Below are 22,511 nucleotides of genomic sequence, written 5' to 3' on the forward strand. Positions count from 1 at the left end.
CTTATCGGCGCTCCAGCTCTTGCAGTTTCAGCCCGACCCACCACAGCAGCACGATCGTGCCAAAGGGAACCAGACAGAGAAGGCACCAGAATTTATTGATCCCGAAAAACGGCAATATCTTCACCATCGGAATGATGGTCAGCGCAGACAGGATCAGCCACCAGATGCCACCCATTATTCAGCCTCCTGCTTTTCATCACCCGGTAGTATGTAGTTCGCGCCCTCCCACGGGGACATGAAATCGAACTGACGGTATTCCTGAACCAGCGACACCGGCTCATACACAACGCGCTTTTGGGCCTCGTCATAGCGAACTTCGGTGTATCCTGTGGTCGGGAAGTCCTTTCGCAGCGGGTAGCCACGGAATCCATAGTCGGTCAGGATGCGCCGCAGATCCGGGTGGCCTGAGAACAAGATGCCGAACATGTCGAACACTTCGCGCTCAAACCAATTGGCCGAGGGATGCACATCCACGATCGAAGGCACCATGTCCTCTTCGCGGATCGAGACCCGCAGGCGGATGCGCTGGTTCTGATACATCGACAGGAAGTGATAAACCACGTCAAAACGCTTGGCCCGTTCCGGGTAGTCGACGCCGGTGATATCGACGAGCGTGGAGAACTGGCAGCCGCGGTCGGACTTCAGGAATTCAATGAATTCCACAACGTTCGACAGCGCCACATCTACGTTCAACTCACCATGGGTTACGTCCCAGGACAGAACACAATCAGTTCGCTTCAACTCCAGCTGGGTGCCGAGTTCTTTGAGTGCTTCGCTCATCAACTCTCTCCTCAGCGCACGATGGTGCCGGTACGGCGGATTTTGCGTTGCAACTGCATCAGACCGTACAGCAGCGCCTCAGCGGTCGGGGGGCAGCCGGGGACATAGATGTCCACTGGAACAATACGGTCGCAGCCACGCACAACGGAGTATGAGTAGTGGTAGTAGCCGCCACCATTGGCGCAGGAGCCCATTGAGATCACATAGCGCGGCTCGGGCATCTGGTCATAAACCTTACGCAGAGCGGGGGCCATCTTGTTGGTCAGGGTGCCAGCCACGATCATCACGTCCGACTGACGGGGGGAAGCACGGGGCGCGATGCCAAACCGTTCCGCGTCGTAACGCGGCATCGAGGTGTGCATCATCTCAACCGCGCAGCAGGCCAGACCAAAAGTCATCCAGTGCAGCGAGCCGGTGCGAGCCCAGTTGATGATGTCCTCGGTCGAGGTCAGCAGAAACCCTTTGTCCTGCAGCTCGGCATTCAGGGCCTGGGTGGCGACTTCTTTGTCGACGCCGGCGGAGTTTGCACCCGTCATCACTCCCATTCCAGGGCCCCCTTCTTCCATTCATAGGCAAAGCCGATGGTCAGAACGCCCAGGAACACGATCATGGACCAGAAGCCAACATCGCTGATGTCCTTGAAGCCGACAGCCCAAGGGAACAGAAACGCGATTTCCAGGTCGAATATGATGAAGAGAATCGCGACCAGATAGAACCGGACGTCAAACTTCATCCGCGCATCATCGAACGCGTTGAAACCACATTCATATGCGCTGACTTTCTCGGGGTCGGGATTGCGGACCGCCAGAATGACTGCCGCCAGAATCAAAACGATTCCAAGGCCCACAGCTACGGCCAGAAACACCAGAATCGGGAGATACTCCCGCAATAGGTCTTCCACGTACAGCTCCTTTCCTGCGCATACCCTGAAAGGGAGCGCCGTCAATTGGCGTGTTGACTGGACATTCTCTATCCCTGCGGGGTCAGAGGGTCAACCGAACACAAACGCACAGGGGGTTAATATTCGACTTATCGAAGCTCTGTCACAGAAGGTCACCCACACAATCGTGGCCACATCACAAGTGGCGCCTAAACCTTACTAATCCATGCAGGTTTCCTTTTTTCAAAGAATGCGCCGATTCCCTCCTTGGCCTCTTCGGTTTCCCACCTATCGACCAATTCGCGGATCGTGTGGTCGATCACGGCATCGTCAATGCGCGGTCCCAGCTGGCGTACCAATTGCTTGGCCGATGCCACCGCGCCGGGTGCACAGGCAAGATAGGGCAGGACTTCGGACTCAACCGCATCATTCAGGTCGGCAGCGGGCACAATTCTGGCCAGCAGGCCCAGTTCCATTGCTTCCGCCGCTTCGAAGACCCGGGCCGACATGAACACGCGCCGCGCGCGGGCTTCGCCCATGCGGGCGATGACATAGGGGCCAATCGTGGCCGGGATCAGCCCCAGCTTGGTCTCTGTCAGCCCCATTTTGACCGTTTCCACTCCGATCGCTACGTCACAAACCGACGCCAATCCCACACCGCCGCCAAAGGCATTGCCGTGGATCGCGCCGATTAGCGGTTTGGGCAACGTGTTCAGCGCCTGCAACATTTCGGCCAGCTTACGCGCCTCGACAAACCGGGTCTCGGATTCTGCCGCCATCTGAGATTGCATCCACCCAAGATCACCGCCAGCACAAAAGCTTTTGCCCGCTCCGGTCAGTACAACAACACGCACGGCGTCGTCGGTTCCAAGCTGGTGCGCGGCTTGCGTAAGATCGGTGATCATCTGGGCCGACATGGCGTTGTGCTTGTCGGCACGGTTCAGAGTCAGAGTGGCCAAACCACGCGCGTCCGTGGTCACCGCAATCGTTTCAAACATGTCCGCTCCTTACTGGGATCGCATGGCGCGTGCCATCTGCGCGGCCTCTTCAATGACCGCAAGATCGAGGCCGGTCTGATATCCAAGCCGCTCCAGATGAGCCACAACAGCTTCGGTGGCGACGTTTCCGGCAGCGCCCGGCGCGTAAGGACACCCACCCAAACCTCCAACGGCGCTGTCGAACACCCGAACACCCAGCGCCAGCGCAGCGTCGATATTGTCGATGGCCCGCCCGTTGGTGTCGTGGAAATGCCCCGCGAGCCGCGTCATCGGAACGCGTTCGCGCACGGCCAGCAGCATATGGGCAATGGTGTCGGGCGTGCCCTGCCCGATCGTGTCCCCCAGCGATACTTCGTAACATCCCAACGAGAACAGCCGGTCCGCAACTTCGGCCACTTTCTCGGGCGGCGTTGGTCCGTCATAGGGGCAATCAGTCACGCAGGACACATACCCACGTACCGGCAGGTCGATGTGGCGCGCAGCTTCAAGAATCGGGGCAAAGCGGTCGATGGATTCTTCAATAGTCGCGTTGATATTGGCTTTTGAAAACCCTTCCGAAGCCGAAGCGAATACCGCGATCTCATCCGCCTTTGCGGCCAAAGCGTCTTCGTATCCCTGCATATTCGGTGTCAGCGCTCCATACCGGACGCCGTCGGCCCGTTTGATCCCGGCCAACACGTCCGCGCTGCCCGCCATTTGCGGCACCCATTTGGGCGAGACAAAACTAGCCACTTCGATGCGGTTAAAACCGGCCTTGCTCAGGCAATCGACCAGCGCCACCTTGTCCGCCACTGCAATTTCGCGCTTTTCGTTTTGCAGACCGTCGCGCGGACCCACTTCGAAGATTTCGACCCGTTCACCCATTGCTGTGTCCTTCTCTGATTGCCGCATTCGATCCGACTGTGCCACGTTGTTCGAAAAGGGGACAGTTCATTCCTCCTCCAGCCGGACCAACGCGGCCCCAGCCTCGACCTGCGCCCCGGCATCCGCCAGCACTTCGGCAACGATGCCGTCACGGGCGGCCAGCAGGGAATGTTCCATTTTCATGGCCTCAAGGATTGCCAGCCGGTCGCCTTCCTGCACGGCTTGACCCACCTGCGCAAAGACAGCTTTGACCAGACCCGGCATCGGGGCCTCAATCACATTGGTGTCGCCAGCGGCACCGGCATCGCGGTCCAATGGATCAACAATTTCCAGGACTTGACCATAGTTTTCAAAAACTGTGACCTGCGAACCCGAGACAGACACGCGCGGCATAGGGGCTCCGTCGATCATCCAACCGCCCGGACCGCGCTGGGCAAGGATCGTGTGTTCTCCGACCTGCCAGACCTGACGGTTCTGACCTTCTACCTGAACGTCCAGATCAATATCATCACCTGCCCGCAACTGAACCGCGCGATGCAATGGGGCCCATAGCGAAAACCCGGTTTCCTCATCGGTATCCACCAGATCCAAAGCTGTCATCGCGGCCGCGACGATCGAAGACGCCGGGATCGGCACTGCACCAGCCAGCGCGTCCAGATCGCGACCAATCAGGCCAGTATCAACATCACCGGCCGCAAAGCCAGGATGCCGTGTCAGTGCGCCCAGAAAGCCAAGGTTCGTGACCGTCCCAGCAACCTCGGTGCCTTTAAGGGCGCGGTGCAGCTGTTCCAATGCGACAGCGCGTGTGGGGCCGTGCACGATCACCTTCGCGATCATCGGATCGTACCAGGGGCTGATTGTGTCACCCGCGCGCACGCCGCTATCGGCGCGGCATGCTGCCGGGAAGCGCAGATGGGTCAGTGTACCGGTCGCCGGCAGAAAGCCCTTTGGCACGTCCTCAGCGTACAGCCGTGCCTCGAATGCGTGGCCCAGGATCGACAGGTCACTCTGTTTCTTAGGCAAGCTCTCGCCCGCTGCAACACGCAACTGCCATTCGACGAGGTCGACGCCGGTGATCGCCTCGGTCACCGGGTGTTCAACCTGCAAACGCGTGTTCATCTCCATGAACCAGAACCGGTCCGGACGCAGCCCGTCCGAGGCATCCACGATGAATTCAACCGTCCCCGCGCCTTTGTAACCGATGGCCTCGGCGGCACGCACGCCCGCCTGGCCCATCGCGTCGCGCATCTCAACGGTCATGCCCGGGGCCGGCGCTTCTTCAATCACTTTCTGGTGCCGCCGTTGCAGCGAGCAGTCGCGTTCAAACAGATGCACCGCATGGGTACCGTCGCCAAACACCTGAACCTCGATATGGCGGGGCTTGGAGACGAATTTCTCGACCAGAACAGCATCATTGCCAAATGCAGTGCGGGCCTCACCCCGGGCGCTGTCCAATGCCTCGGTAAAATCTGCGGGCCGCTCGACCAGCCGCATACCTTTGCCACCGCCACCCGCGACGGCCTTGATCAGGACCGGATAGCCAATCGTGTCGGCCGCACCCGCCAGATGCTCGGGGTCCTGATTGTCGCCGTGATACCCCGGAACAACCGGCACGCCCGCCTGCTCCATCAATACCTTGGCCGCGTCTTTGAGACCCATCTTGCGGATCGCATCCGCCGAAGGGCCAATGAAGGTCAGGCCAGCCGCCGCGACCGCATCCACGAAATCGGGGTTTTCCGAGAGAAATCCATAACCCGGATGGATCGCCTGCGCCCCCGTATCGAGCGCGGCTTGAATGATCACGTCGCCCTTGAGGTAGCTCTCAGCCGGCGCTGCACCACCGATATGAACCGCCTCGTCCGCCATCTGCATATGCTTGGCCGACGCATCGGCATCAGAATACACAGCCACGCAAGTTACGCCCATTTTCTGAGCGGTTTCCATCACCCGGCAAGCAATCTCGCCCCGGTTGGCAATCAGGATTTTTTTGAACATAGTTTAGCCCTTATCCACCAGGTCTTCGATCAGGCGGAACCGTTCGCAAAGCAATTCCATCTCGGGATCAAACCCGCCGTTACGCTCAAAGTAACGCCGGTGATCCTCACGCCACCCGTCTAACGTTTCGTTTTCACCTTCGGCCAAGGCGAAGTCTTCGGTCATGTCGCAAAATCGGCAGATCGAAACCTCGATCGTCTCAATCACCAACGCTGGGCGATCATCCCATTCAAGAGCAATGTCGCGCCGCCCAACAACCGGGGTATCAAGGCTGCCTTCGGGATAATCGCGCAGAGCGCCGCAGGTTGCCGTTTTTTGCCCCGCCCGAATCAGCGCTAAAAGCTCGGCACTCAGGATTGCACTGTCGCCGAATTTGAACGTCTGTGCATCGGGATAACGACCTTTTACTACTTCCAGGTCCGTGCTCATCTTACATCCTGAACACGCCAAAGCGTGTCTCCTCAATCGGCGCATTCAGTGCCGCGTGCAACGACAAGGCCAGCACGTCCCGGCTTTTGCGCGGGTCGATAATTCCGTCGTCCCACAGTCGAGCTGATGCATAGAGCGGGTGGGATTGTTCTTCGAACATCTCCAGCGTGGGGCGCTTGAATTCGGCCTCTTCTTCCGCCGACCATGTTCCGCCCTGGCGTTCAATCCCGTCGCGTTTTACGGTGGCCAGAACACCCGCCGCCTGCTCTCCACCCATCACGGAAATGCGCGAGTTTGGCCATGTCCACAGGAACCGCGGTTGGTAGGCCCGGCCTGACATGCCGTAATTCCCCGCTCCGAACGAGCCACCCACCAGCATGGTGATTTTTGGCACATTGGTTGTGGCCACTGCCGTCACCATCTTGGCCCCATGCCGCGCGATGCCTTCGTTTTCGTATTTGCGACCAACCATGAAGCCAGTGATGTTCTGTAGGAATACCAAGGGGATTTTGCGCTGCGAACACAGCTCGACAAAATGCGCGCCCTTCTGTGCAGCCTCGGAAAACAGCACGCCGTTATTGGCGATGATCCCGACCGGGCAGCCTTTGACATGAGCGAACCCGGTCACCAGCGTTTCACCAAAGCGCGGCTTGAATTCGTCAAAGCGCGAGCCATCGACCAATCGCGCGATCACCTCTCGGATGTCATAAGGTGTGCGCAGATCGGCAGGGACGACGCCCAGAATTTCTTCGGGGTCATAGGCCGGATCCTCGGGGTTGGCCCAATCCACCGTCTGTGGCTTGCGCCGGTTCAGCGATCCGACAGCCCGCCGCGCCAAAGCCAGTGCGTGGGCGTCATCTTCGGCCAGATAGTCGGCCACACCGGACAGGCGCGTATGGACATCTCCGCCCCCCAGATCTTCGGCGCTGACCACCTCACCGGTCGCGGCCTTGACCAAAGGTGGTCCGGCCAGAAAGATGGTGCCCTGTTCCCTGACGATGATCGTTACATCCGACATCGCGGGCACATAAGCCCCACCCGCCGTACATGATCCCATGACCACCGCGATTTGCGGGATGCCCTTCGCGCTCATCCGTGCCTGATTATAGAAGATGCGGCCAAAGTGATCCCGATCGGGAAACACCTCATCCTGATTGGGTAGGTTCGCGCCGCCACTGTCGACCAGATAAATGCACGGCAGTTGGTTTTCCTCGGCAATCTCTTGCGCGCGCAGGTGCTTCTTGACTGACATCGGATAATAGGTGCCGCCCTTCACGGTGGCATCGTTGCACACCACCATGACCTCTTGCCCCTGAACCCGGCCAATCCCTGCAATGACCCCGGCACAGGGCGCAGCGTCGCCATACATGGCGTGCGCCGCCGTCGCGCCGATCTCAAGGAACGGCGACCCCGGGTCCAGCAAGTTCGCCACCCTACGCCGCGGCAGCATCTTGCCCCGCGATTCATGCCGTGCACGGGATTTCTCGCCTCCGCCCATGCGGGCGGCCTCGGCGGCGTCGGCAATTTGCGCCAACGCGTCCAGATGAGCCGCGCAGTTTTCCCGGAAGCCTTTGGACGAGGGCAAAGCAGAGGATCGGAGCTTCATCTTGTGTACTCTCTTAGAAAATCTCGAACGGGGTTTTCGCTGACTGCAAAGCTCTGCATCAGACGCGCGTAACCTTGCGCCACGTTGCTGGAACAAACTGCGTCAAGTTTTTTGATCTCTGGCTCTTCCAGAAAATCTTCCAGATCCGACATCGGGACCATAAAATAGTATTCAAATGGCAGCATCTCGGCCGCCATCTCCATCGCCTCGATGGCCTCTTCGTTATCCCCGCGGCACAAATAGGCCAGGGATAGGTTGTGATAGGCGCCTCCCATTGCGTCATAGTCGCCGTCCGCCTCGTACTGGCTCACGGCAAGTTTGAAACGCCCGACGACTTCGCGATTGTAAAAATTCTCATCCGCTTGCGCTTCCGGCAGGAACATCGAGACATAGGCCAGATTTTCATCATGCCATCCGTCGGTTTGCATCTCGGTGCTGAAGACACTTCTCAGCATGCGAATTTCGGGTTCATATTTCAAGGTGCTGTAAGAGGCAGAGATCGCATCTAAATAGTTGTCGTAAAATGCAATTTTTCGTTTGTCTTCGTCATCAAGGCTCGCCACTCGACCGGCTACTTTGCGCAATTCAGAGATAGCCTCGTCGGGATAATCATAATAAACCAGAAGGTCTGCCAGTTGCAGTTGCTCTATGACTGCAATTTTGTCTTCGACGGCTTTATCGATTGTGTCCCGCATCCACGTCTCGAAGTAAGCCTTACCGGCCCAAGCAGCGCCAATGACCGCAATTGCCGTCGCGCTGAATTCAATCCCCGTTCTGATACTGGACTTATCCGCCATGATTTCCCTCCTCAGACGCGCGACGCTTCAATTCCTTTCGGATTACTTTTCCGGTCACAGTCAAAGGCAACTCTTGCACAAAAGCCACTTCACGAGGGTAAGAATAATGCGCAAGGCGGGTTTTAACCCACTCCTGCAACTCGGATTCCGAGGCGTCGGCCGCCGGTTTCAAAACCACATATGCCTTGACGATTTCTGTCCGCAGCTTGTCGGGCTTACCAACCACGCCCACCGTTGCCACCGCCGGGTGGGTCAGCAGACAATCCTCGATCTCTGCCGGGCCGATACGATAACCGGACGAGGTGATGACATCATCGTCGCGCCCTACGAAACGCAGGTACTCACCCTCCCACACACCATGGTCGCCGGTGATCAGCCAGTCGCCACGAAACTTCTCAGCCGTCGCATCGGGTCGGTTCCAATATTCCAATAGCATTGAGGCCGAGCCTCGCCGGATGGCCACGTCACCCTCATCAGCGGTCGGGTTACCGTCCTCGTCGATCACCGCAATTTCGTGGCCCGGGACCGGTTTGCCTATGCAGCCGGGCCGCACCGGGAAGTCATCTGAGCAGGAAGAGACAACCATGTTGCATTCGGTCTGCCCGTAGAATTCGTTGATCGTCAGACCAAACGCCTGTTGCCCCCAGGCTAACATCTCGGCCCCCAGCGGCTCACCCCCGGACGCTACAGAGCGTAGCCCGGAAATCGCCTGATCAGAGACCTTGAGCATTCGAAGTGCCGTTGGGGGAAAGAACACGTTCCGCACACCACCGCGCGCGATCACATCGGCGCAGGCTTCGGGGGTGAACTTGTCCAGCCGCGCCGCAACCACTGGAACACCCAGCGCAAGACCAGGCATCAACACATCGAACAGCCCACCGATCCAGGCCCAATCGGCCGGTGTCCAGAGGCAGTCGCCCTCTTGCAGGTTGTTATGGCTGATCGAAACGCCCGGCAGGTGGCCGGTCAGCACCCGGTGGCCATGCAACGCACCTTTCGGACTGCCCGTGGTGCCGGATGTATAGATCAACACCGCCGGATCCTCTGGCCCGGTGTCAGCGAATGGCACAACGCCTCCGTCTTCGCCAATCTGGTCCGCCATGAGCGGTTCTGCCAAGTCGCCTAACAGCGTTGCGCCTTCAGTGTCGGTCAGCACAACCTGCGCTCCGGCGTCGCCCACTCGAGACCGCAAGGCATCCTGTTTGAATAGTTTGAACAACGGCACAGAGATCGCGCCAATTTTCCAGATTGCCAGATGCGCCGCCGCGCACCACGGTGACTGGCTGAGCAACACGCCCACGCGATCCCCCGGCTGCACTTTCTTCGACAGTGCGCGCGCGATGCCGTCTGTCATTTCAGCAAGCTGCCCGTAGGTGACGCGCCGCTCTTCGATTCCGGTCAAGTCGATCACTGCAACCTGATCCGGTGCGTGATCAAGACACTGGCGCGCCATGTTCAAACGAGATGGCACGTCCCAGCCCCCCGCTGAACGCAAACCCGGTATGCGATTAGCTTCTGGCACGCTGCAATTCCCCTATTTTCAAGGGCCTTACCGGAGAAGCCTCCGATGACCCTGTCACACAAATTTGATGCAGATCAGAGTGCGCGGACCGCGCGGCTGTCAATTCAATCTCATTAACTGAACCAAAGGCAAGACCATGACCAACAAACTCGCCGCTTTGACACTTTCCACCGCGCTGGTGGCGCTTGCCGCCCCCGCTTTTGCCCAATCGCAGGGTGATTGGACCGTCGGTGTCGGTGTCGGTTACCTCAACCCCAAATCCGACAATGGGACGCTGGCTGGACAAAAGGCCGAGATCGACTCGGACACCCGCCCGATCTTCACTGCCGAGTATTTCATCCGTGACAACTTGGGCATCGAACTGCTGGCCGCAACACCGTTCAAACACACCGTAACCTTGGGTGGAAGCACCGAGGCCGGAACCGTCAAGCACCTGCCGCCCACCTTGTCGCTGAACTATCACTTCCCGACCAACAGCGCATGGAAGCCCTATGTCGGCGCCGGTCTGAACTACACCATCTTCTTCGACGAGAAATCCGCACTGGGTGATCTGAAGGTTGATGACTCTTTCGGTGTCTCGCTGCAGGCCGGTCTGGACTACATGGTCTCGGACAACGGTGCTGTCCGTCTGAACGTACGTTGGTTTGATATCGACACGGACGTCAAACTGAACGGAACCAAGATCGGCAAAGCCGATATCGATCCCTTCCTTGTCGGCGTATCCTACGTTCATAAGTTCTGATCCTTACAAGGAAAGCGCTTCGCAGCTCCCTCGTCTGCGAAGCGTTTTCTTCTCTCAGCGCATCTCGTTCATCAGTTCCCGCCCGATCAACATCCGGCGGATTTCGCTGGTGCCCGCGCCAATCTCCATCAGCTTTGCGTCGCGGAAGATTCGGCTGACCGCCGAGTCGGACAGGAACCCTGCCCCGCCCATCGCCTGAACGGCCTGATGCGCCTGCGACATGCCCTGTTCTGAAGCATAAAGACAGCACGCCGCCGCATCCTGACGGGTTACATCCCCCCGGTCACAAGCCTTGGCAACCTCATAGACATAGGCCCGTGCCGAGTTCATCGCGGTGTACATATCGGCGATCTTGCCCTGCATCAGTTGAAAGCTGCCGATCGGTTTGCCGAACTGCTTACGCTCGGCCAGATAGGGCATGATCTCATCCAGACAGGCCGCCATGATGCCGGTTCCAATTCCGGCCAGAACCACACGTTCGTAGTCCAGCCCGGACATCAGAACCGCAACGCCCTTACCTTCTTCGCCCAAAACGTTTTCGAACGGCACCTCAACATCTTCAAAGATCAGCTCGGCCGTGTTCGAACCGCGCATCCCCAACTTGTCGAAATGGGGCGAGGTCGAGAAGCCCTTCATCTCTTTTTCAATCAGAAACGCGGTGATTCCCTTCGATCCGGCCTCCGGGTTGGTCTTGGCATATACGACCAGCGTATCCGCGTCCGGCCCGTTGGTGATCCAGTATTTGTTGCCGTTCAGCCGGTAGTGATCATTGCGTTTTTCCGCACGCAACTTCATCGACACAACATCGGATCCGGCGGAAGCCTCGGACATGGCCAACGCACCAACATGTTCGCCCGAGATCAGGCGCGGCAGGTATTTCGCCTTTTGCTCGTCATTACCGTTCAGCTTGATCTGATTGACGCACAGGTTCGAATGCGCGCCATAAGACAGAGAGACCGAGGCCGATGCACGCGCAACCTCTTCCACTGCAACGGTGTGGGCCAGATAGGACATCCCTGCCCCACCGTATTCCTCGGACACAGTGATGCCGAGCAAACCCAGATCGCCCATCTCTTTCCAAAGCTCGTTTGGAAATGCGTTCGAGGCATCGATCTCACCCGCCATCGGCTTGACCCGCTCCTGCGCCCAACGGTGCACCATTTCGCGCAGGGCATTCACGTCCTCGCCCAGATCAAATTGCATGGCCGCCGTGAACATAAGCGATCTCCTCTTTCGCATTAATGAACAGTTGTTCAATAAATAGCAGCGAATCTGAATTGGGTCAACGACGACGTCCCAAAAACAAACCGCCGCCCTGATCGGGGCGGCGGTTTCACACAAATAAAGCGTGCGCGTCATGCGCACTCGATTGGGTTACGACTGATACACTGCGCTCACCTCTGCCCGAATGATCCGTGCAATCAGCGCGCAATCATCAAGCGAAAAGGTCAAGGGAACGCGCATGTCGACGATCCCGGCGAGGATTCGATCACTTTTTGGCATCGGCGCGCTGTCGGCATATCGCCAGCTGTCATAGCGCGACGTAAAGCCGTTCGGCTCGGCCCCGCCAAACCACTTAAGCTCAACCCCCCGGGCCGCGCAGCGCTGGATAACCTCGTTTACCCGCTCTGCCGACCAATCGAGCAACAGGAACTGGATCGAGGAACCGACAAACGTCTCGGCTTCTGGCCGATCTACAACGCTCAAACCCGGCGTATCGCGCAGGCCTTTTTCGATTTCGAAATAGCGTTCGTTCCAGCGTTCGATCTGCCGATCCAGATCGCGCAATTGCGGGCGAAGGATCGCGGCACGCAGATTATCCATTCGCCCCGAGACATTGGGGGTATGATACTTGATCCGCTCAAACACCTCTGGCCCCGGTGCCGCAAGGTGGCGTTCGTACAGCATGTAGGACCCCGACAGCATCGTTGCCTTTGCCGCCAGTTCCTCATCATCGGTGATAAGCAAGCCGCCCTCGCCCGAATTGACGTGTTTGTAGGTCTGGCAGGAATAGCAGCCAATCGCGCCTTGTCGGCCCGAAACCTGCCCATGCCACGCAGCGCCCATTGTGTGGGCGCAATCCTCGATCACCGTGACACCTGCGGCATCGCACATCTGCATCAGCCGATCCATGTCACACAGATGACCACGCATATGGCTCAGCATCAAAACGCGGGCCTGATCCAGCTTGGTTTCGAGATCGTCCAGATCAATCGTAAGGTCTTCGGTCACACCCACAAAAACGGGGCGCGCACTGACCGAAGCAATAGATCCGGGCACAGGTGCCAGAGTGAACGTGTTCGTCAGCACCGGGTCCCCCGGGTTGACCCCCACGGCCCGCAGTGCCGTTGCCATCGCATAGCCGCCCGAGGACACGGCCAGACAGTATTTGGCACCTGTCTGGGCGGCAAATTCCTGTTCCAGCAGGGCGGTTTCGCCCAATTCGCCAGGTACGACGTTATAACGATGCAGACGCCCGTGGCGCAGTACCGCCAGCGCGGCCTCAACCGCCTCTTCTGGAATGGGTTCCTGCTGGGTGAAGCTGCCAGTGAATATCTCGGTCATAAGAGTGTTCTGGTCCTGCAAAACGTTCGGGTCAAGGGATTACGCGGCCGCGCCAATCAACTCTGCAACCAATTCTGGCAAATCATGGAAATGGTGCAGCAGAGCTTCGGGTTCCAGCGCGGCCATATCATCGCCGGACGGGCCGAAGGTAACCAATACCGACGGCACACCCGCGGCGCGGGCCGTGTTTCGGTCAGTGTCGGAATCGCCAATCAGAACACATAAATCAGGATGACCACCCGCCCGGCGTGCAGCTTCACGCAGCGGTTCCGGATCAGGCTTGCGCACCGACAGCGTGTCTGCACCAACTAAAGAGGCAAACAGGTCACGCACTCCCATCTGCGTGAGCAACTGATGGGCCAAGGCTTCAGGCTTATTGGTACAGATGCCAACTCCGTAACCTGCGGACTTCAACAATCCCACTGCGTCCAGCGCGCCAGGGTAGAAATGGGTATGCGTGTCGATATCGTCGGAATACGCTTCAAGCAGCATCGGGTAGTAGTCTTGAACCGTTGCATCGTCATAAGCGCCCACCCGTTTCAACCCATGGGTCAGCATCATTCGGCCACCGCGCAGCGCAACGCCCGCATCTTCGCCGTGAACCAACACATCCCCATGCCCCATATGCCGAAAACAGTGGTTGGCGGCGGCCAGCAAATCGCCCGATGTATCGGCCAAGGTCCCGTCCAGATCGAAGATAACCGTACGCATTTTGCCCCCTAATTCGGCGAGACTTCGCCATAAGTGTTGCAAACGGCAATCTTGTTTGATGCCCGAACCGCTTGCGACTTTGAACTCAGCGGATAAAACGGGCCGCAACAAAACACAAAGAGAAATCGTTTTTATGACCGTCGCCCTTGTTATCCTTGCCGCCGGAAAAGGCACCAGGATGAATTCGGATACCCCGAAAGTTTTGCACCCGATTGCCCAAACGCCGATGTTGGTGCACGCGATGCGCGCCGGTGCGGTGCTGTCACCCGAACGAACCGTTATTGTCACTGGTCACGGCTCTGAGGAGGTTGCTAAAGCCGCCACTTCCGAAGATGAAGCCGCGCAGATTGTCGTTCAGGAAGAACAGCTTGGAACAGCGCATGCAGTTGCGCAGGCGCGGGATGCATTGGCCGGTTTTGATGGCGATGTGATCGTCCTTTACGGCGACACGCCCTTTATCGACCCCAGAACACTGGAGCGTATGATTGAGGCGCGCGCATCCTTTGATCTGGTCATGCTGGGCTTTGATATTGCCGAAGTTCAGCCCCGCTACGGCCGATTGATCATGGATGGCAAAAAACTGGTCGAAATCGTCGAGTACAAAGACGCAACCGAAGAACAACGCGCCATTCGCTTTACCAACAGTGGATTACTGGCCTGCAACGCAAAAGTACTGTTCGAATTGATTGACGCGGTCGGCAACGATAACGCCTCGGGTGAATACTACCTGACCGAAATCGTGGCACTGGCAAATGCGCGCGGTCTGTCGGCAACTGCCATCAAATGCGATGAGGCTGAAACGCTGGGCGTGGACTCTCGTGCTGATCTGGCTGCGGCCGATGCCGAGTTTCAGACCCGTGCGCGCAATGAGTTGTTGGCTTTGGGCGTGACGCTGATGGCCCCCGAAACGGTTTATCTGTCCGCTGACACGATCGTAGGTCGAGACACGGTGATCGAACCCAACGTCGTCTTCGGCCCCGGCGTTACCGTCGAAAGCGGCGCGACGATCCGTGCATTCTCACATCTGGAAGGCTGCCATGTTAGCCGCGGCGCCATCGTCGGCCCCTACGCGCGCCTGCGCCCAGGTACAGAACTGGCCGAAAACACCCGTATCGGCAATTTCGTTGAGACAAAGAATGCCCAGATCGCTGAAGGCGCTAAGGTCAACCACCTCAGCTATGTCGGCGACGCCTCTGTTGGAGCGTCGACCAATATCGGCGCGGGGACGATCACCTGTAACTATGACGGCGTGATGAAGCACCAGACGACCATCGGAGAGAACGTCTTTATCGGCTCCAACACTATGCTAGTTGCCCCCGTTTCTGTCGGTGACGGCGCGATGACCGCAACAGGTACAGTCGTCACGCGGGATGTAGAACCCGACGCGCTGGCCGTGGCACGTGCCAAGCAGGACAACAAGCCCGGCTATGCGCGCAAATTGTTTGAGATGTTGAAGGCGAAGAAGGCTCGCCGCAACAAGGGAGCCTGAGTTATGTGTGGAATTGTAGGTGTACTGGGTGAGCATGAGGCCGCGCCAACTTTGGTCGAGGCGCTAAAACGTCTTGAATATCGTGGCTATGACAGCGCCGGAATTGCCACGGTCAATGGTGGTACGCTTGGACGTCGTCGGGCGGTCGGCAAGCTGGTCAACCTAAGCGATCTGCTGGTGCACGACCCGCTGCCCGGTAAATCCGGTATTGGTCATACCCGTTGGGCTACCCATGGCGTACCGTCGGTGACCAACGCGCACCCGCATCAGGCCGGCCCTGTGGCGGTTGTTCATAATGGTATCGTCGAAAACTATCGTGAGTTGCGGGCAGAACTGGCCGAACATGGCATCGGTTTCGCGACCGAGACGGACACCGAAACCGTCGCCCTGATGACGGAGTATTACCTGAAGACAGGCCTGTCGCCGGTTGAGGCCGCCTTCAAGACCATCGATCAGCTTGTTGGTGCGTTTGCGCTGGCCTTTCTGTTCGACGGTCAGGACGATCTTATCGTCGCCGCGCGCAAGGGATCACCTTTGGCCATCGGTCACGGAGATGGTGAGATGTACGTGGGCTCAGACGCCATTGCGCTGGCCCCGCTTACCGATCGCATCACCTATCTTGAGGAAGGCGACCGGGCCGTTCTGACCCGAACCTCTCTGGAAATCCGCAACGAAGCCGGTGAATTGGCTAATCGCGAGACTCGCCAGATCAAACTGGACCACACACAGACCGAAAAGAACGGCCATAAACACTTCATGGCCAAGGAAATTGCCGAACAACCCATCGTGATTGCCGACGCGATCCGGTCATACCTGCCAAGTGGTGGTGATCAGGTAGTTCTGCCTGGCGCCGATCTGGATTTCACCAAACTGGATCGTTTGACCATGGTGGCCTGCGGTACCGCATTTTACGCCTGCCTGACGGCGAAGTACTGGTTCGAGCAATTGGCCCAAATGCCCGTCGAGGTCGATATCGCCAGCGAGTTCCGCTATCGCGAACCTCCGATCACGGGGCGCACGATGGCGCTGTTCGTCAGTCAGTCGGGTGAAACTGCCGACACTCTGGCGGCACTGCGCTATTGCGAAGGCAAGGCGGACAAGATCGTCTCGGTCGTCAACGTCCCCGAAAGTTCGATAGCCCGCGAAAGCGATATCGCCCTGCCCATCCATGCGGGCGTTGAGATCGGCGTGGCTTCGACCAAGGCGTTCACGTGTCAACTGAGCGTTCTGCTGATGATGGCGCTCAAGGCGGCTGCGGATCGTGGTACGCTGACCGACGACGAGCTGGCCGACCACTATGCTGCGCTACGCGGCCTGCCAACGGTGATGAATGCAGCACTGGATCAGAATCCGGCCATCAAGACGTCCGCACAACGCCTGTCCGAAGCCCGCGACGTTCTGTTCCTGGGTCGCGCCCTGATGTATCCGCTGGCGATGGAGGGGGCGCTGAAGCTCAAGGAAATCAGCTATATCCACGCCGAAGGTTATGCTTCGGGTGAGCTGAAGCACGGACCGATCGCCCTGATCGACAAGAATATGCCTGTGGTGGTCATGGCCCCGCGCGACGCCGTGTTCGACAAAACGGTGTCGAACATGCAAGAGGTGATGGCGCGCAAGGGCAAGGTCATTCTGGTCTCGGACGATGACGGGATTGCCGAGGCTGAAGATGGCGTCTGGAGCATCATCCGGATGCCGCATGTCCACCCCAGCCTGGCGCCGATCCTCTACTCGGTGCCTGCGCAACTGCTGGCCTATCACACGGCGGTGGCCAAAGGCACGGACGTAGACCAGCCGCGCAACCTGGCAAAATCGGTTACAGTGGAGTGAGACATGGCCAAGCAATTTCCGGAACTGGACGACGGGCAGCGTAAATTCATCGAAGAACAGCACATGTTCTTCGTCGGCACTGCGGCACCCAACGGACGGGTCAACATCTCGCCCAAGGGCATGGATTCGCTGCGCGTTCTTGGCCCGAACCGGATTGCCTGGATGAACCTGACCGGCAGCGGCAACGAAACCGCCGGTCATCTGCTTGAAGCGAACCGCATGACGCTGATGTGGTGTTCGTTCACGACCCGCCCCATGATCCTGAGAACGTATGGCACCGCGCGCACGCTGCATGTGGGGGATGAGGGCTGGGATGAATTGGCTGGCCTGTTCCCCGATCACCGTAGTGCGCGTCAGATCTATGATCTGGATATCGATGTGGTCCAGACTTCGTGCGGCTATGCCGTGCCGTTCATGGAATATCAGTCCGAACGCGACACGATGCAGAAATGGGTCGATGGCAAGTCCGACGAGCAGATCCAATCCTACTGGGTTGAAAAGAACCATCAGACCATTGATGGCAAACCCACGCGCACCCGACCCTGAGTTTATTGATGATTGAAGCCTATCTGGACCAGATCAAAGCCCATTCCGATCCCGAGCGCGCCAAACAAATGGCGGCCTACCACAAGGCCGACCGCCCCCATCTGGGCGTGGCAAACCCGATCCTGAATGATCTGACCAAAACCTGGCGACAGGAGTTGGATGTGGCAGCGCGCGTCGAACTCGCAGATGCGCTGTGGCAAACCAATGTTCACGAAGGACGTCTTGCCGCCGCAAAACTGCTGACACAGGCGCGCATCCGACCGGATGATGCCGTTTGGGACCTGCTGCAAAGCTGGTTGCCGGATTTTGATGCCTGGGCCGTGGCGGATCACGCCTGCATGGCGATGCAAAAGCGCCTGTCAGCCGACCCTTCGCGGCTGGATCAGGTGGAAAGCTGGACAAAATCGGACCACATGTGGACCAGGCGCGCGGCGCTGGTGGCGACCCTGCCCTGGACCAAACAGAACCACCCCAAACCGGAAGACCTGCAACGCCGAGACCGCATTCTGGGCTGGGCGGCAAGTTATGTGCCTGACCGCGACTGGTTCATTCAGAAATCTGTTGCGTGGTGGCTGCGCGAGTTGTCCAAGCACGACCCGGACCGGGTCGTCGCCTTTTTGAACATACACGGCGACGCGATGAAGCCTTTTGCGCGAAAAGAGGCCGGCAAGTATCTGAGAGGTCAGTTGGAATAAACTTCCAGCTCAACCAATTCATCGAATGGCAACAGCAGTGCCCGCATGGCATCCAGCGATAGACGGCTGCCGCCCCCCGCTGGCCCGGATGCCGGAATAAGCATGATATAGGCCTGCGCGCCTGTCCGCGGCACAACCACTCGCCCGGTAAATTCGGTGTCCACTAAAGACGTTTCCAGCCATCGACCAGGTGTTGTGGGATCTCCCAGACCCGCAATCGTGGTTTTTGGACCGACCCAACCAGTGGCGGCAACCGCGACAGGCTGCGGCTCGACCACTTCTTCCACAACGGCGGGTTCTGCCTCTTCAGTGGGCTTATCGCCACCAAAGACACGATCGGTGGTCGACCGCACGGTGTCACATCCCGCTACCAGAACACAAAAAGCCAAAAGCGCATATCTCATGACGCAAACCTAACCCCCTGCGTGCATCTGTTCCAGCGCAAAGCGCAGTTCGCCCTTGTCGGAGGGCGGTTGCAGCTTTACCTATGTCGCATGACAGCTCCGCTTATCGACCCGTTCGCACGTGCCATCACCTATCTCCGCGTATCCGTTACGGATCGCTGCGATTTCCGCTGCGTCTATTGCATGTCCGAGGACATGACCTTTCTGCCAAAGAAAGACCTGCTGACGCTGGAAGAGCTTGACCGCATGTGCTCGACCTTTGTGAACATGGGCGTGGAAAAGCTGCGCATCACTGGCGGTGAGCCTCTGGTGCGTCGCAACATCATGACATTCTTCAATTCGATGACCCGTCATCTGGACAGCGGCGCGCTTAAAGAGTTGACGCTGACGACCAACGGCTCGCAATTGCATCGCTTTGCCGATGACCTGTACGCTGCCGGTGTTCGTCGCGTGAACGTATCGCTGGATACGTTGGACGAAGACAAATTTGCCAAGGTCACCCGCTGGGGACGGCTCAAACAGGTGCTGAATGGGATCGACGCCGCGCAGAAAGCGGGTCTGCGGGTCAAGATCAACGCAGTCGCGCTGAAAGGGTTCAATGAACCCGAGTTGCCAAAGATCACTGAATGGTGTGCCGAGCGTGACATGGATCTGACCTGGATTGAGGTCATGCCCATGGGCGATATCGGAAACGAAGACCGCCTGGACCAGTACTGGTCTCTCGAAGATGTGCGCAAGGAATATGAAAAACACTATTCCGTCACGGATCTGGCCGAACGGACCGGTGGCCCTGCGCGTTATGTACGGCTTGAGGATACAGGCCAGAAAATCGGCTTCATCACACCGCTGTCACATAACTTCTGCGAAAGCTGCAACCGCGTGCGCCTGACCTGCACCGGTGAGCTGTACATGTGCCTTGGGCAAGAGGATATGGCCGACCTGCGCGCGCCGCTGCGCGATCATCCCGACAGTGATAGATCATTGGAGGAGGCAATCAGGTCCGCGATCACCCTCAAGCCCAAAGGGCATGATTTCGACTATTCCCGTCAGGCCGTCGACGGCCAGATGAGCCGCCACATGAGCCACACGGGCGGCTAAAGTGCCAAACAACCCCGACCAGCCAACGCTGCTGTACAAGCTGTATTGCGGCCTGACTTCCGTTGCGGCCCCGCTGGCATGGCGCACGGTTCGCAAAAAGCTGCGGGCGGCGGGCGTTCCGGAAACGCGCCAGCAGGAACGCCTTGGCCACGCCACGCAAACCCGCCCGGATGGGCAGCTGATCTGGTTCCACGCCGCCAGCGTTGGCGAAACTCTGTCGGTCATCAGTCTCATCAAGCGACTGGGCGAACGCCTGCCCAAGGCTGAGTTTCTGATTACCTCCGGAACCCCAACTTCGGCCGCGCTGATCGAAAAACGAATGCCACCGCGCGCGCGCCACCAATACCCACCACTGGACACAGCCGGACCGGTGAAGCGGTTTTTGGATCACTGGCACCCGGACGGCGGTGTCTTCGTCGAAAGTGAAATCTGGCCGCGCCTAATTGTCGAAGCATCCCGGCGCGAGGTTCCGCTGGCGCTGCTCAACGCGCGCCTTTCGGATCGCTCGGTCGATGGGTGGAAGAAGCGACCCCAAACCGCGCGATTTATTCTGGACCATTTTACACTGTTCCTAACCCAGAATGACAAGACGGCAGCAAATCTTATCGACATGGGCGCACGCTCCGATCGGGTACAGCCCGGCACCAACCTCAAGGCGATGTCGGACCCGCTGCCGGTCGATCAGACGACGCTGGACGATATCCGCGCTCAGATCGCCGACCGCCCGGTCTGGATCGCCAGTTCGACCCATGTAGGTGAGGAGGAAACGGTTCTGGCCGCGCATGCCAAGCTGTTGCAACGCTGGCCCGATCTGCTGCTCCTGCTGATCCCCCGGCATCCCGAACGACGGTCAGAGGTTGCAAGTCTGCTGGAGTCCGCCGGACAGTCCGCTGCTTTCCGCACCAAGGGCGACAAGATAGCGCCGCAGGCTCAAGTTTACGTCGCTGACACACTGGGCGAAACCGGCACATGGTACGCATTGTGCCCTATCGTGTTCCTGGGCGGCTCGCTCAAGGAAATCGGCGGTCACAACCCGTTTGAGCCCGCACAGGCCGGTGCCGCTGTGATCACTGGTCCGGGGTACTTCAATTTTTCTGAAACCTTCGCGCCACTAATCGAAAGCGGTGGCGCGGCCGAGGTCAACTCCGCCCCGCAACTCGCGGATGCCGTTGCAAATTTGTTGTCAGACGACACCGCGCTGGACAAAGCGCAGGCTGGTGCGAAATCCTGCGTAAATCTCCAGAAATCCGCGTTGGACGATGTGATCAACACCTTGTGCGAGACACTCAACCTCGCCTGACGCAGTAAGGGTCCACCTTCAAGCCAAAAATAACCCGGTGAGCGCGAGGGGCTGGTCCCTCGCGCTCACCACCTCTTTATCAGGCCGCGGGCATCCGTTGTTCCACGATCCCGGCCCACCAACTGCATCCAGCCGGAATAGCTTCGTCGTTAAAATTGTATTCAGGATGATGCACAGCAGCTGTGTCGCCGTTGCCAACCAGGATGTACGCTCCGGGCCGTTCTTCCAGCATAAAGGCAAAATCCTCACCGCCCATGATCAAGGGCGCTTCGTCACAGTTTCCAGACACCGAGCGCGCGACATCCGCGGCAAAATCGGTCTGCTCGTCGCTGTTCACCATCACCGGATAGCCTCGATAATAGGTCACCTCGGCCTGACCACCAAAAGTGGTGGCGATACCTGCGCAGATTTCCTGAACGCGCTTTTCAGCCAAGTCGCGCATTTCCTTGCTCATCGTGCGCACGGTCCCTTTGATCTTCACCGATTGGGGGATCACATTGAACGCGTTTGACGATGTCTCAAACGACGTGACCGAAACCACAAGACGATCAATCGGATCGGCATTGCGCGATGCAATGGTCTGCAGCGCCAAAACGGCCTGCGCAGCCATTACCGTGGTGTCGACCGTTTCATGCGGCTTGGCAGCGTGCCCGCCTTTACCTTCGAAAGTGATATCGAACTGATCTGTTGCCGCAAAAAAGGCCCCAGGCCGAATGGCGAAACTGCCCACCGGGCGGCCGGGCCAATTGTGCATGCCATAGACCTCCTGAATGCCCCAGCGGTCCATCATGCCGTCTTCGCACATCTCGCGCCCGCCGCCACCGCCTTCTTCAGCGGGCTGGAAGATCACAACCACGGTGCCGTCAAAATTGCGCGTCTCGGACAGGTATTTCGCGGCCCCCAACAGCATGGCCGTATGCCCGTCATGCCCACAGGCATGCATCGCGCCATCGGTTTTTGAGGCATAGTCCAGCCCGGTCGCCTCGTGGATCGGCAGCGCATCCATGTCTGCACGCAGCCCGATCACCTTGCCGCTTGTGTCCGTCTTGCCCTTGATCACGCCGACAACTCCGGTACGGCCGATACCTGTCACCACTTCATCACAGCCAAAGTCCCGCAACCTGTCGGCGACCAAGGCACTGGTGCGGTGGGTGTCGAACAGGATTTCCGGGTTTTCATGAATATCGCGTCGCCACTCGGTGATTTCACCCTGCAACTCGGCGAACCGGTTTTTGATCGGCATGTTGGTCTCCTAACTGTTGG

General features: G+C 58.5%; 23 protein-coding genes. 7 read left to right on the forward strand and 16 right to left on the reverse strand.

Annotated elements, in window-relative coordinates; all coding sequences use genetic code 11:
* Position 1: 1 nt before the first annotated feature.
* The 11 genes from AC2FGC_RS04220 to AC2FGC_RS04270 form a co-directional block, all read right to left on the reverse strand.
* Positions 2–175, reverse strand: coding sequence for a hypothetical protein (locus AC2FGC_RS04220; RefSeq protein ID WP_496736409.1), 174 nt, complete (start codon positions 173–175; stop codon positions 2–4).
* Entirely contained in the window at positions 175–780 is a 606-nt protein-coding gene (locus AC2FGC_RS04225; protein WP_058274390.1) for an NADH-quinone oxidoreductase subunit C, read from the reverse strand. The genes AC2FGC_RS04220 and AC2FGC_RS04225 overlap by 1 nt, the downstream gene beginning before the upstream one ends.
* Before the next feature lie 11 nt (positions 781–791).
* Positions 792–1,325, reverse strand: a complete 534-nt coding sequence (locus AC2FGC_RS04230; RefSeq protein WP_496724480.1) for a NuoB/complex I 20 kDa subunit family protein — start codon at positions 1,323–1,325, stop codon at positions 792–794.
* Complete coding sequence (locus tag AC2FGC_RS04235; RefSeq protein WP_037307878.1) at positions 1,316–1,681, reverse strand: NADH-quinone oxidoreductase subunit A; 366 nt, start codon at positions 1,679–1,681, stop codon at positions 1,316–1,318. The genes AC2FGC_RS04230 and AC2FGC_RS04235 overlap by 10 nt, the downstream gene beginning before the upstream one ends.
* A 188-nt stretch (positions 1,682–1,869) precedes the next feature.
* The gene (locus AC2FGC_RS04240; protein ID WP_496724479.1) at positions 1,870–2,658 is read right to left on the reverse strand and encodes a crotonase/enoyl-CoA hydratase family protein; all 789 of its coding nucleotides are present in this window, start codon (positions 2,656–2,658) and stop codon (positions 1,870–1,872) included.
* Positions 2,659–2,667: 9 nt separating this feature from the next.
* Positions 2,668–3,522 (reverse strand): hydroxymethylglutaryl-CoA lyase, encoded by an 855-nt coding sequence (locus tag AC2FGC_RS04245; protein ID WP_496781504.1) that lies wholly within the window; start codon positions 3,520–3,522, stop codon positions 2,668–2,670.
* 66 nt (positions 3,523–3,588) lie between these two features.
* The gene (locus tag AC2FGC_RS04250) at positions 3,589–5,517 is read right to left on the reverse strand and encodes an acetyl/propionyl/methylcrotonyl-CoA carboxylase subunit alpha (protein ID WP_496781507.1); all 1,929 of its coding nucleotides are present in this window, start codon (positions 5,515–5,517) and stop codon (positions 3,589–3,591) included.
* A gap of 3 nt (positions 5,518–5,520) precedes the next feature.
* Positions 5,521–5,946 carry an ASCH domain-containing protein gene (locus AC2FGC_RS04255; RefSeq protein ID WP_496724473.1) on the reverse strand — a complete coding sequence of 142 codons (426 nt, stop codon included), beginning with the start codon at positions 5,944–5,946 and terminating at the stop codon, positions 5,521–5,523.
* A 1-nt stretch (position 5,947) separates the two neighbouring features.
* Entirely contained in the window at positions 5,948–7,552 is a 1,605-nt protein-coding gene (locus AC2FGC_RS04260; RefSeq protein WP_496724471.1) for a carboxyl transferase domain-containing protein, read from the reverse strand.
* Entirely contained in the window at positions 7,549–8,349 is an 801-nt protein-coding gene (locus AC2FGC_RS04265) for a hypothetical protein (RefSeq protein ID WP_496724469.1), read from the reverse strand. Before AC2FGC_RS04265 ends, AC2FGC_RS04260 begins: the two co-directional genes overlap by 4 nt.
* On the reverse strand, positions 8,339–9,802 hold the full coding sequence (locus AC2FGC_RS04270; RefSeq protein ID WP_496724591.1) for an AMP-binding protein: 1,464 nt from the start codon (positions 9,800–9,802) through the stop codon (positions 8,339–8,341). Before AC2FGC_RS04270 ends, AC2FGC_RS04265 begins: the two co-directional genes overlap by 11 nt.
* Before the next feature lie 205 nt (positions 9,803–10,007).
* On the opposite strand from AC2FGC_RS04270, the gene AC2FGC_RS04275 reads away from it, so the two are divergent.
* Entirely contained in the window at positions 10,008–10,613 is a 606-nt protein-coding gene (locus tag AC2FGC_RS04275; protein WP_496724467.1) for an OmpW/AlkL family protein, read from the forward strand.
* A 54-nt stretch (positions 10,614–10,667) separates the two neighbouring features.
* Here AC2FGC_RS04275 and AC2FGC_RS04280 read toward each other — a convergent pair whose 3' ends face one another.
* The 3 genes from AC2FGC_RS04280 to AC2FGC_RS04290 all read right to left on the reverse strand — a co-directional run bounded on the left by AC2FGC_RS04280 (position 10,668) and on the right by AC2FGC_RS04290 (position 13,889).
* Complete coding sequence (locus tag AC2FGC_RS04280; protein ID WP_282153997.1) at positions 10,668–11,831, reverse strand: isovaleryl-CoA dehydrogenase; 1,164 nt, start codon at positions 11,829–11,831, stop codon at positions 10,668–10,670.
* A 156-nt stretch (positions 11,832–11,987) separates the two neighbouring features.
* Complete coding sequence (locus AC2FGC_RS04285) at positions 11,988–13,178, reverse strand: DegT/DnrJ/EryC1/StrS family aminotransferase (RefSeq protein ID WP_496724465.1); 1,191 nt, start codon at positions 13,176–13,178, stop codon at positions 11,988–11,990.
* 39 nt (positions 13,179–13,217) lie between these two features.
* Positions 13,218–13,889, reverse strand: coding sequence for an HAD-IA family hydrolase (locus AC2FGC_RS04290; protein WP_496724463.1), 672 nt, complete (start codon positions 13,887–13,889; stop codon positions 13,218–13,220).
* Between the two features lie 133 nt (positions 13,890–14,022).
* On the opposite strand from AC2FGC_RS04290, the gene glmU reads away from it, so the two are divergent.
* From glmU to AC2FGC_RS04310, 4 genes are read left to right on the forward strand one after another with little or no spacing between them, the layout of a single operon-like run.
* The gene (glmU, locus tag AC2FGC_RS04295) at positions 14,023–15,378 is read left to right on the forward strand and encodes a bifunctional UDP-N-acetylglucosamine diphosphorylase/glucosamine-1-phosphate N-acetyltransferase GlmU (protein ID WP_496724461.1); all 1,356 of its coding nucleotides are present in this window, start codon (positions 14,023–14,025) and stop codon (positions 15,376–15,378) included.
* Positions 15,379–15,381: 3 nt separating this feature from the next.
* Positions 15,382–17,205: a glutamine--fructose-6-phosphate transaminase (isomerizing) gene (glmS, locus tag AC2FGC_RS04300; RefSeq protein WP_496724459.1), complete on the forward strand. Its 1,824-nt coding sequence runs from the start codon at positions 15,382–15,384 to the stop codon at positions 17,203–17,205.
* Between the two features lie 3 nt (positions 17,206–17,208).
* Positions 17,209–17,751: a pyridoxamine 5'-phosphate oxidase family protein gene (locus AC2FGC_RS04305; protein WP_496724457.1), complete on the forward strand. Its 543-nt coding sequence runs from the start codon at positions 17,209–17,211 to the stop codon at positions 17,749–17,751.
* 8 nt (positions 17,752–17,759) lie between these two features.
* The gene (locus tag AC2FGC_RS04310) at positions 17,760–18,446 is read left to right on the forward strand and encodes a DNA alkylation repair protein (RefSeq protein WP_496724455.1); all 687 of its coding nucleotides are present in this window, start codon (positions 17,760–17,762) and stop codon (positions 18,444–18,446) included.
* On the opposite strand, the gene AC2FGC_RS04315 is transcribed toward AC2FGC_RS04310, so the two are convergent.
* Positions 18,434–18,850: a hypothetical protein gene (locus tag AC2FGC_RS04315; protein ID WP_496724453.1), complete on the reverse strand. Its 417-nt coding sequence runs from the start codon at positions 18,848–18,850 to the stop codon at positions 18,434–18,436. The two genes, AC2FGC_RS04310 and AC2FGC_RS04315, sit on opposite strands and share 13 nt — an antisense overlap.
* Before the next feature lie 90 nt (positions 18,851–18,940).
* Between AC2FGC_RS04315 and moaA the strand changes: the two genes are divergently transcribed.
* Together moaA and AC2FGC_RS04325 are read left to right on the forward strand one after the other, a co-directional pair.
* Complete coding sequence (gene moaA, locus AC2FGC_RS04320; RefSeq protein WP_496724451.1) at positions 18,941–19,948, forward strand: GTP 3',8-cyclase MoaA; 1,008 nt, start codon at positions 18,941–18,943, stop codon at positions 19,946–19,948.
* A 1-nt stretch (position 19,949) separates the two neighbouring features.
* Positions 19,950–21,248 carry a 3-deoxy-D-manno-octulosonic acid transferase gene (locus AC2FGC_RS04325; RefSeq protein ID WP_496781509.1) on the forward strand — a complete coding sequence of 433 codons (1,299 nt, stop codon included), beginning with the start codon at positions 19,950–19,952 and terminating at the stop codon, positions 21,246–21,248.
* Positions 21,249–21,327: 79 nt separating this feature from the next.
* On the opposite strand, the gene AC2FGC_RS04330 is transcribed toward AC2FGC_RS04325, so the two are convergent.
* Positions 21,328–22,491, reverse strand: a complete 1,164-nt coding sequence (locus AC2FGC_RS04330) for a M20 aminoacylase family protein (RefSeq protein ID WP_496724447.1) — start codon at positions 22,489–22,491, stop codon at positions 21,328–21,330.
* Positions 22,492–22,511 lie beyond the last annotated feature (20 nt).

Source organism: Ruegeria sp. CDSC054, assembly GCF_059610645.1.

What these genes read in the sequence shown, in the direction of transcription:
- AC2FGC_RS04220 (WP_496736409.1), bottom strand. Translation starts at nt 175, where the DNA reads ATGGGTGGCATCTGGTGGCTGATCCTGTCTGCGCTGACCATCATTCCG.
- AC2FGC_RS04225 (WP_058274390.1), bottom strand. Translation starts at nt 780, where the DNA reads ATGAGCGAAGCACTCAAAGAACTCGGCACCCAGCTGGAGTTGAAGCGA.
- AC2FGC_RS04230 (WP_496724480.1), bottom strand. Translation starts at nt 1,325, where the DNA reads ATGGGAGTGATGACGGGTGCAAACTCCGCCGGCGTCGACAAAGAAGTC.
- AC2FGC_RS04240 (WP_496724479.1), bottom strand. Translation starts at nt 2,658, where the DNA reads ATGTTTGAAACGATTGCGGTGACCACGGACGCGCGTGGTTTGGCCACT.
- AC2FGC_RS04245 (WP_496781504.1), bottom strand. Translation starts at nt 3,522, where the DNA reads ATGGGTGAACGGGTCGAAATCTTCGAAGTGGGTCCGCGCGACGGTCTG.
- AC2FGC_RS04250 (WP_496781507.1), bottom strand. Translation starts at nt 5,517, where the DNA reads ATGTTCAAAAAAATCCTGATTGCCAACCGGGGCGAGATTGCTTGCCGG.
- AC2FGC_RS04255 (WP_496724473.1), bottom strand. Translation starts at nt 5,946, where the DNA reads ATGAGCACGGACCTGGAAGTAGTAAAAGGTCGTTATCCCGATGCACAG.
- AC2FGC_RS04260 (WP_496724471.1), bottom strand. Translation starts at nt 7,552, where the DNA reads ATGAAGCTCCGATCCTCTGCTTTGCCCTCGTCCAAAGGCTTCCGGGAA.
- AC2FGC_RS04265 (WP_496724469.1), bottom strand. Translation starts at nt 8,349, where the DNA reads ATGGCGGATAAGTCCAGTATCAGAACGGGGATTGAATTCAGCGCGACG.
- AC2FGC_RS04270 (WP_496724591.1), bottom strand. Translation starts at nt 9,802, where the DNA reads ATGGCGCGCCAGTGTCTTGATCACGCACCGGATCAGGTTGCAGTGATC.
- AC2FGC_RS04275 (WP_496724467.1), top strand. Translation starts at nt 10,008, where the DNA reads ATGACCAACAAACTCGCCGCTTTGACACTTTCCACCGCGCTGGTGGCG.
- AC2FGC_RS04280 (WP_282153997.1), bottom strand. Translation starts at nt 11,831, where the DNA reads ATGTTCACGGCGGCCATGCAATTTGATCTGGGCGAGGACGTGAATGCC.
- AC2FGC_RS04285 (WP_496724465.1), bottom strand. Translation starts at nt 13,178, where the DNA reads ATGACCGAGATATTCACTGGCAGCTTCACCCAGCAGGAACCCATTCCA.
- AC2FGC_RS04290 (WP_496724463.1), bottom strand. Translation starts at nt 13,889, where the DNA reads ATGCGTACGGTTATCTTCGATCTGGACGGGACCTTGGCCGATACATCG.
- glmU (WP_496724461.1), top strand. Translation starts at nt 14,023, where the DNA reads ATGACCGTCGCCCTTGTTATCCTTGCCGCCGGAAAAGGCACCAGGATG.
- glmS (WP_496724459.1), top strand. Translation starts at nt 15,382, where the DNA reads ATGTGTGGAATTGTAGGTGTACTGGGTGAGCATGAGGCCGCGCCAACT.
- AC2FGC_RS04305 (WP_496724457.1), top strand. Translation starts at nt 17,209, where the DNA reads ATGGCCAAGCAATTTCCGGAACTGGACGACGGGCAGCGTAAATTCATC.
- AC2FGC_RS04310 (WP_496724455.1), top strand. Translation starts at nt 17,760, where the DNA reads ATGATTGAAGCCTATCTGGACCAGATCAAAGCCCATTCCGATCCCGAG.
- AC2FGC_RS04315 (WP_496724453.1), bottom strand. Translation starts at nt 18,850, where the DNA reads ATGAGATATGCGCTTTTGGCTTTTTGTGTTCTGGTAGCGGGATGTGAC.
- moaA (WP_496724451.1), top strand. Translation starts at nt 18,941, where the DNA reads ATGACAGCTCCGCTTATCGACCCGTTCGCACGTGCCATCACCTATCTC.
- AC2FGC_RS04330 (WP_496724447.1), bottom strand. Translation starts at nt 22,491, where the DNA reads ATGCCGATCAAAAACCGGTTCGCCGAGTTGCAGGGTGAAATCACCGAG.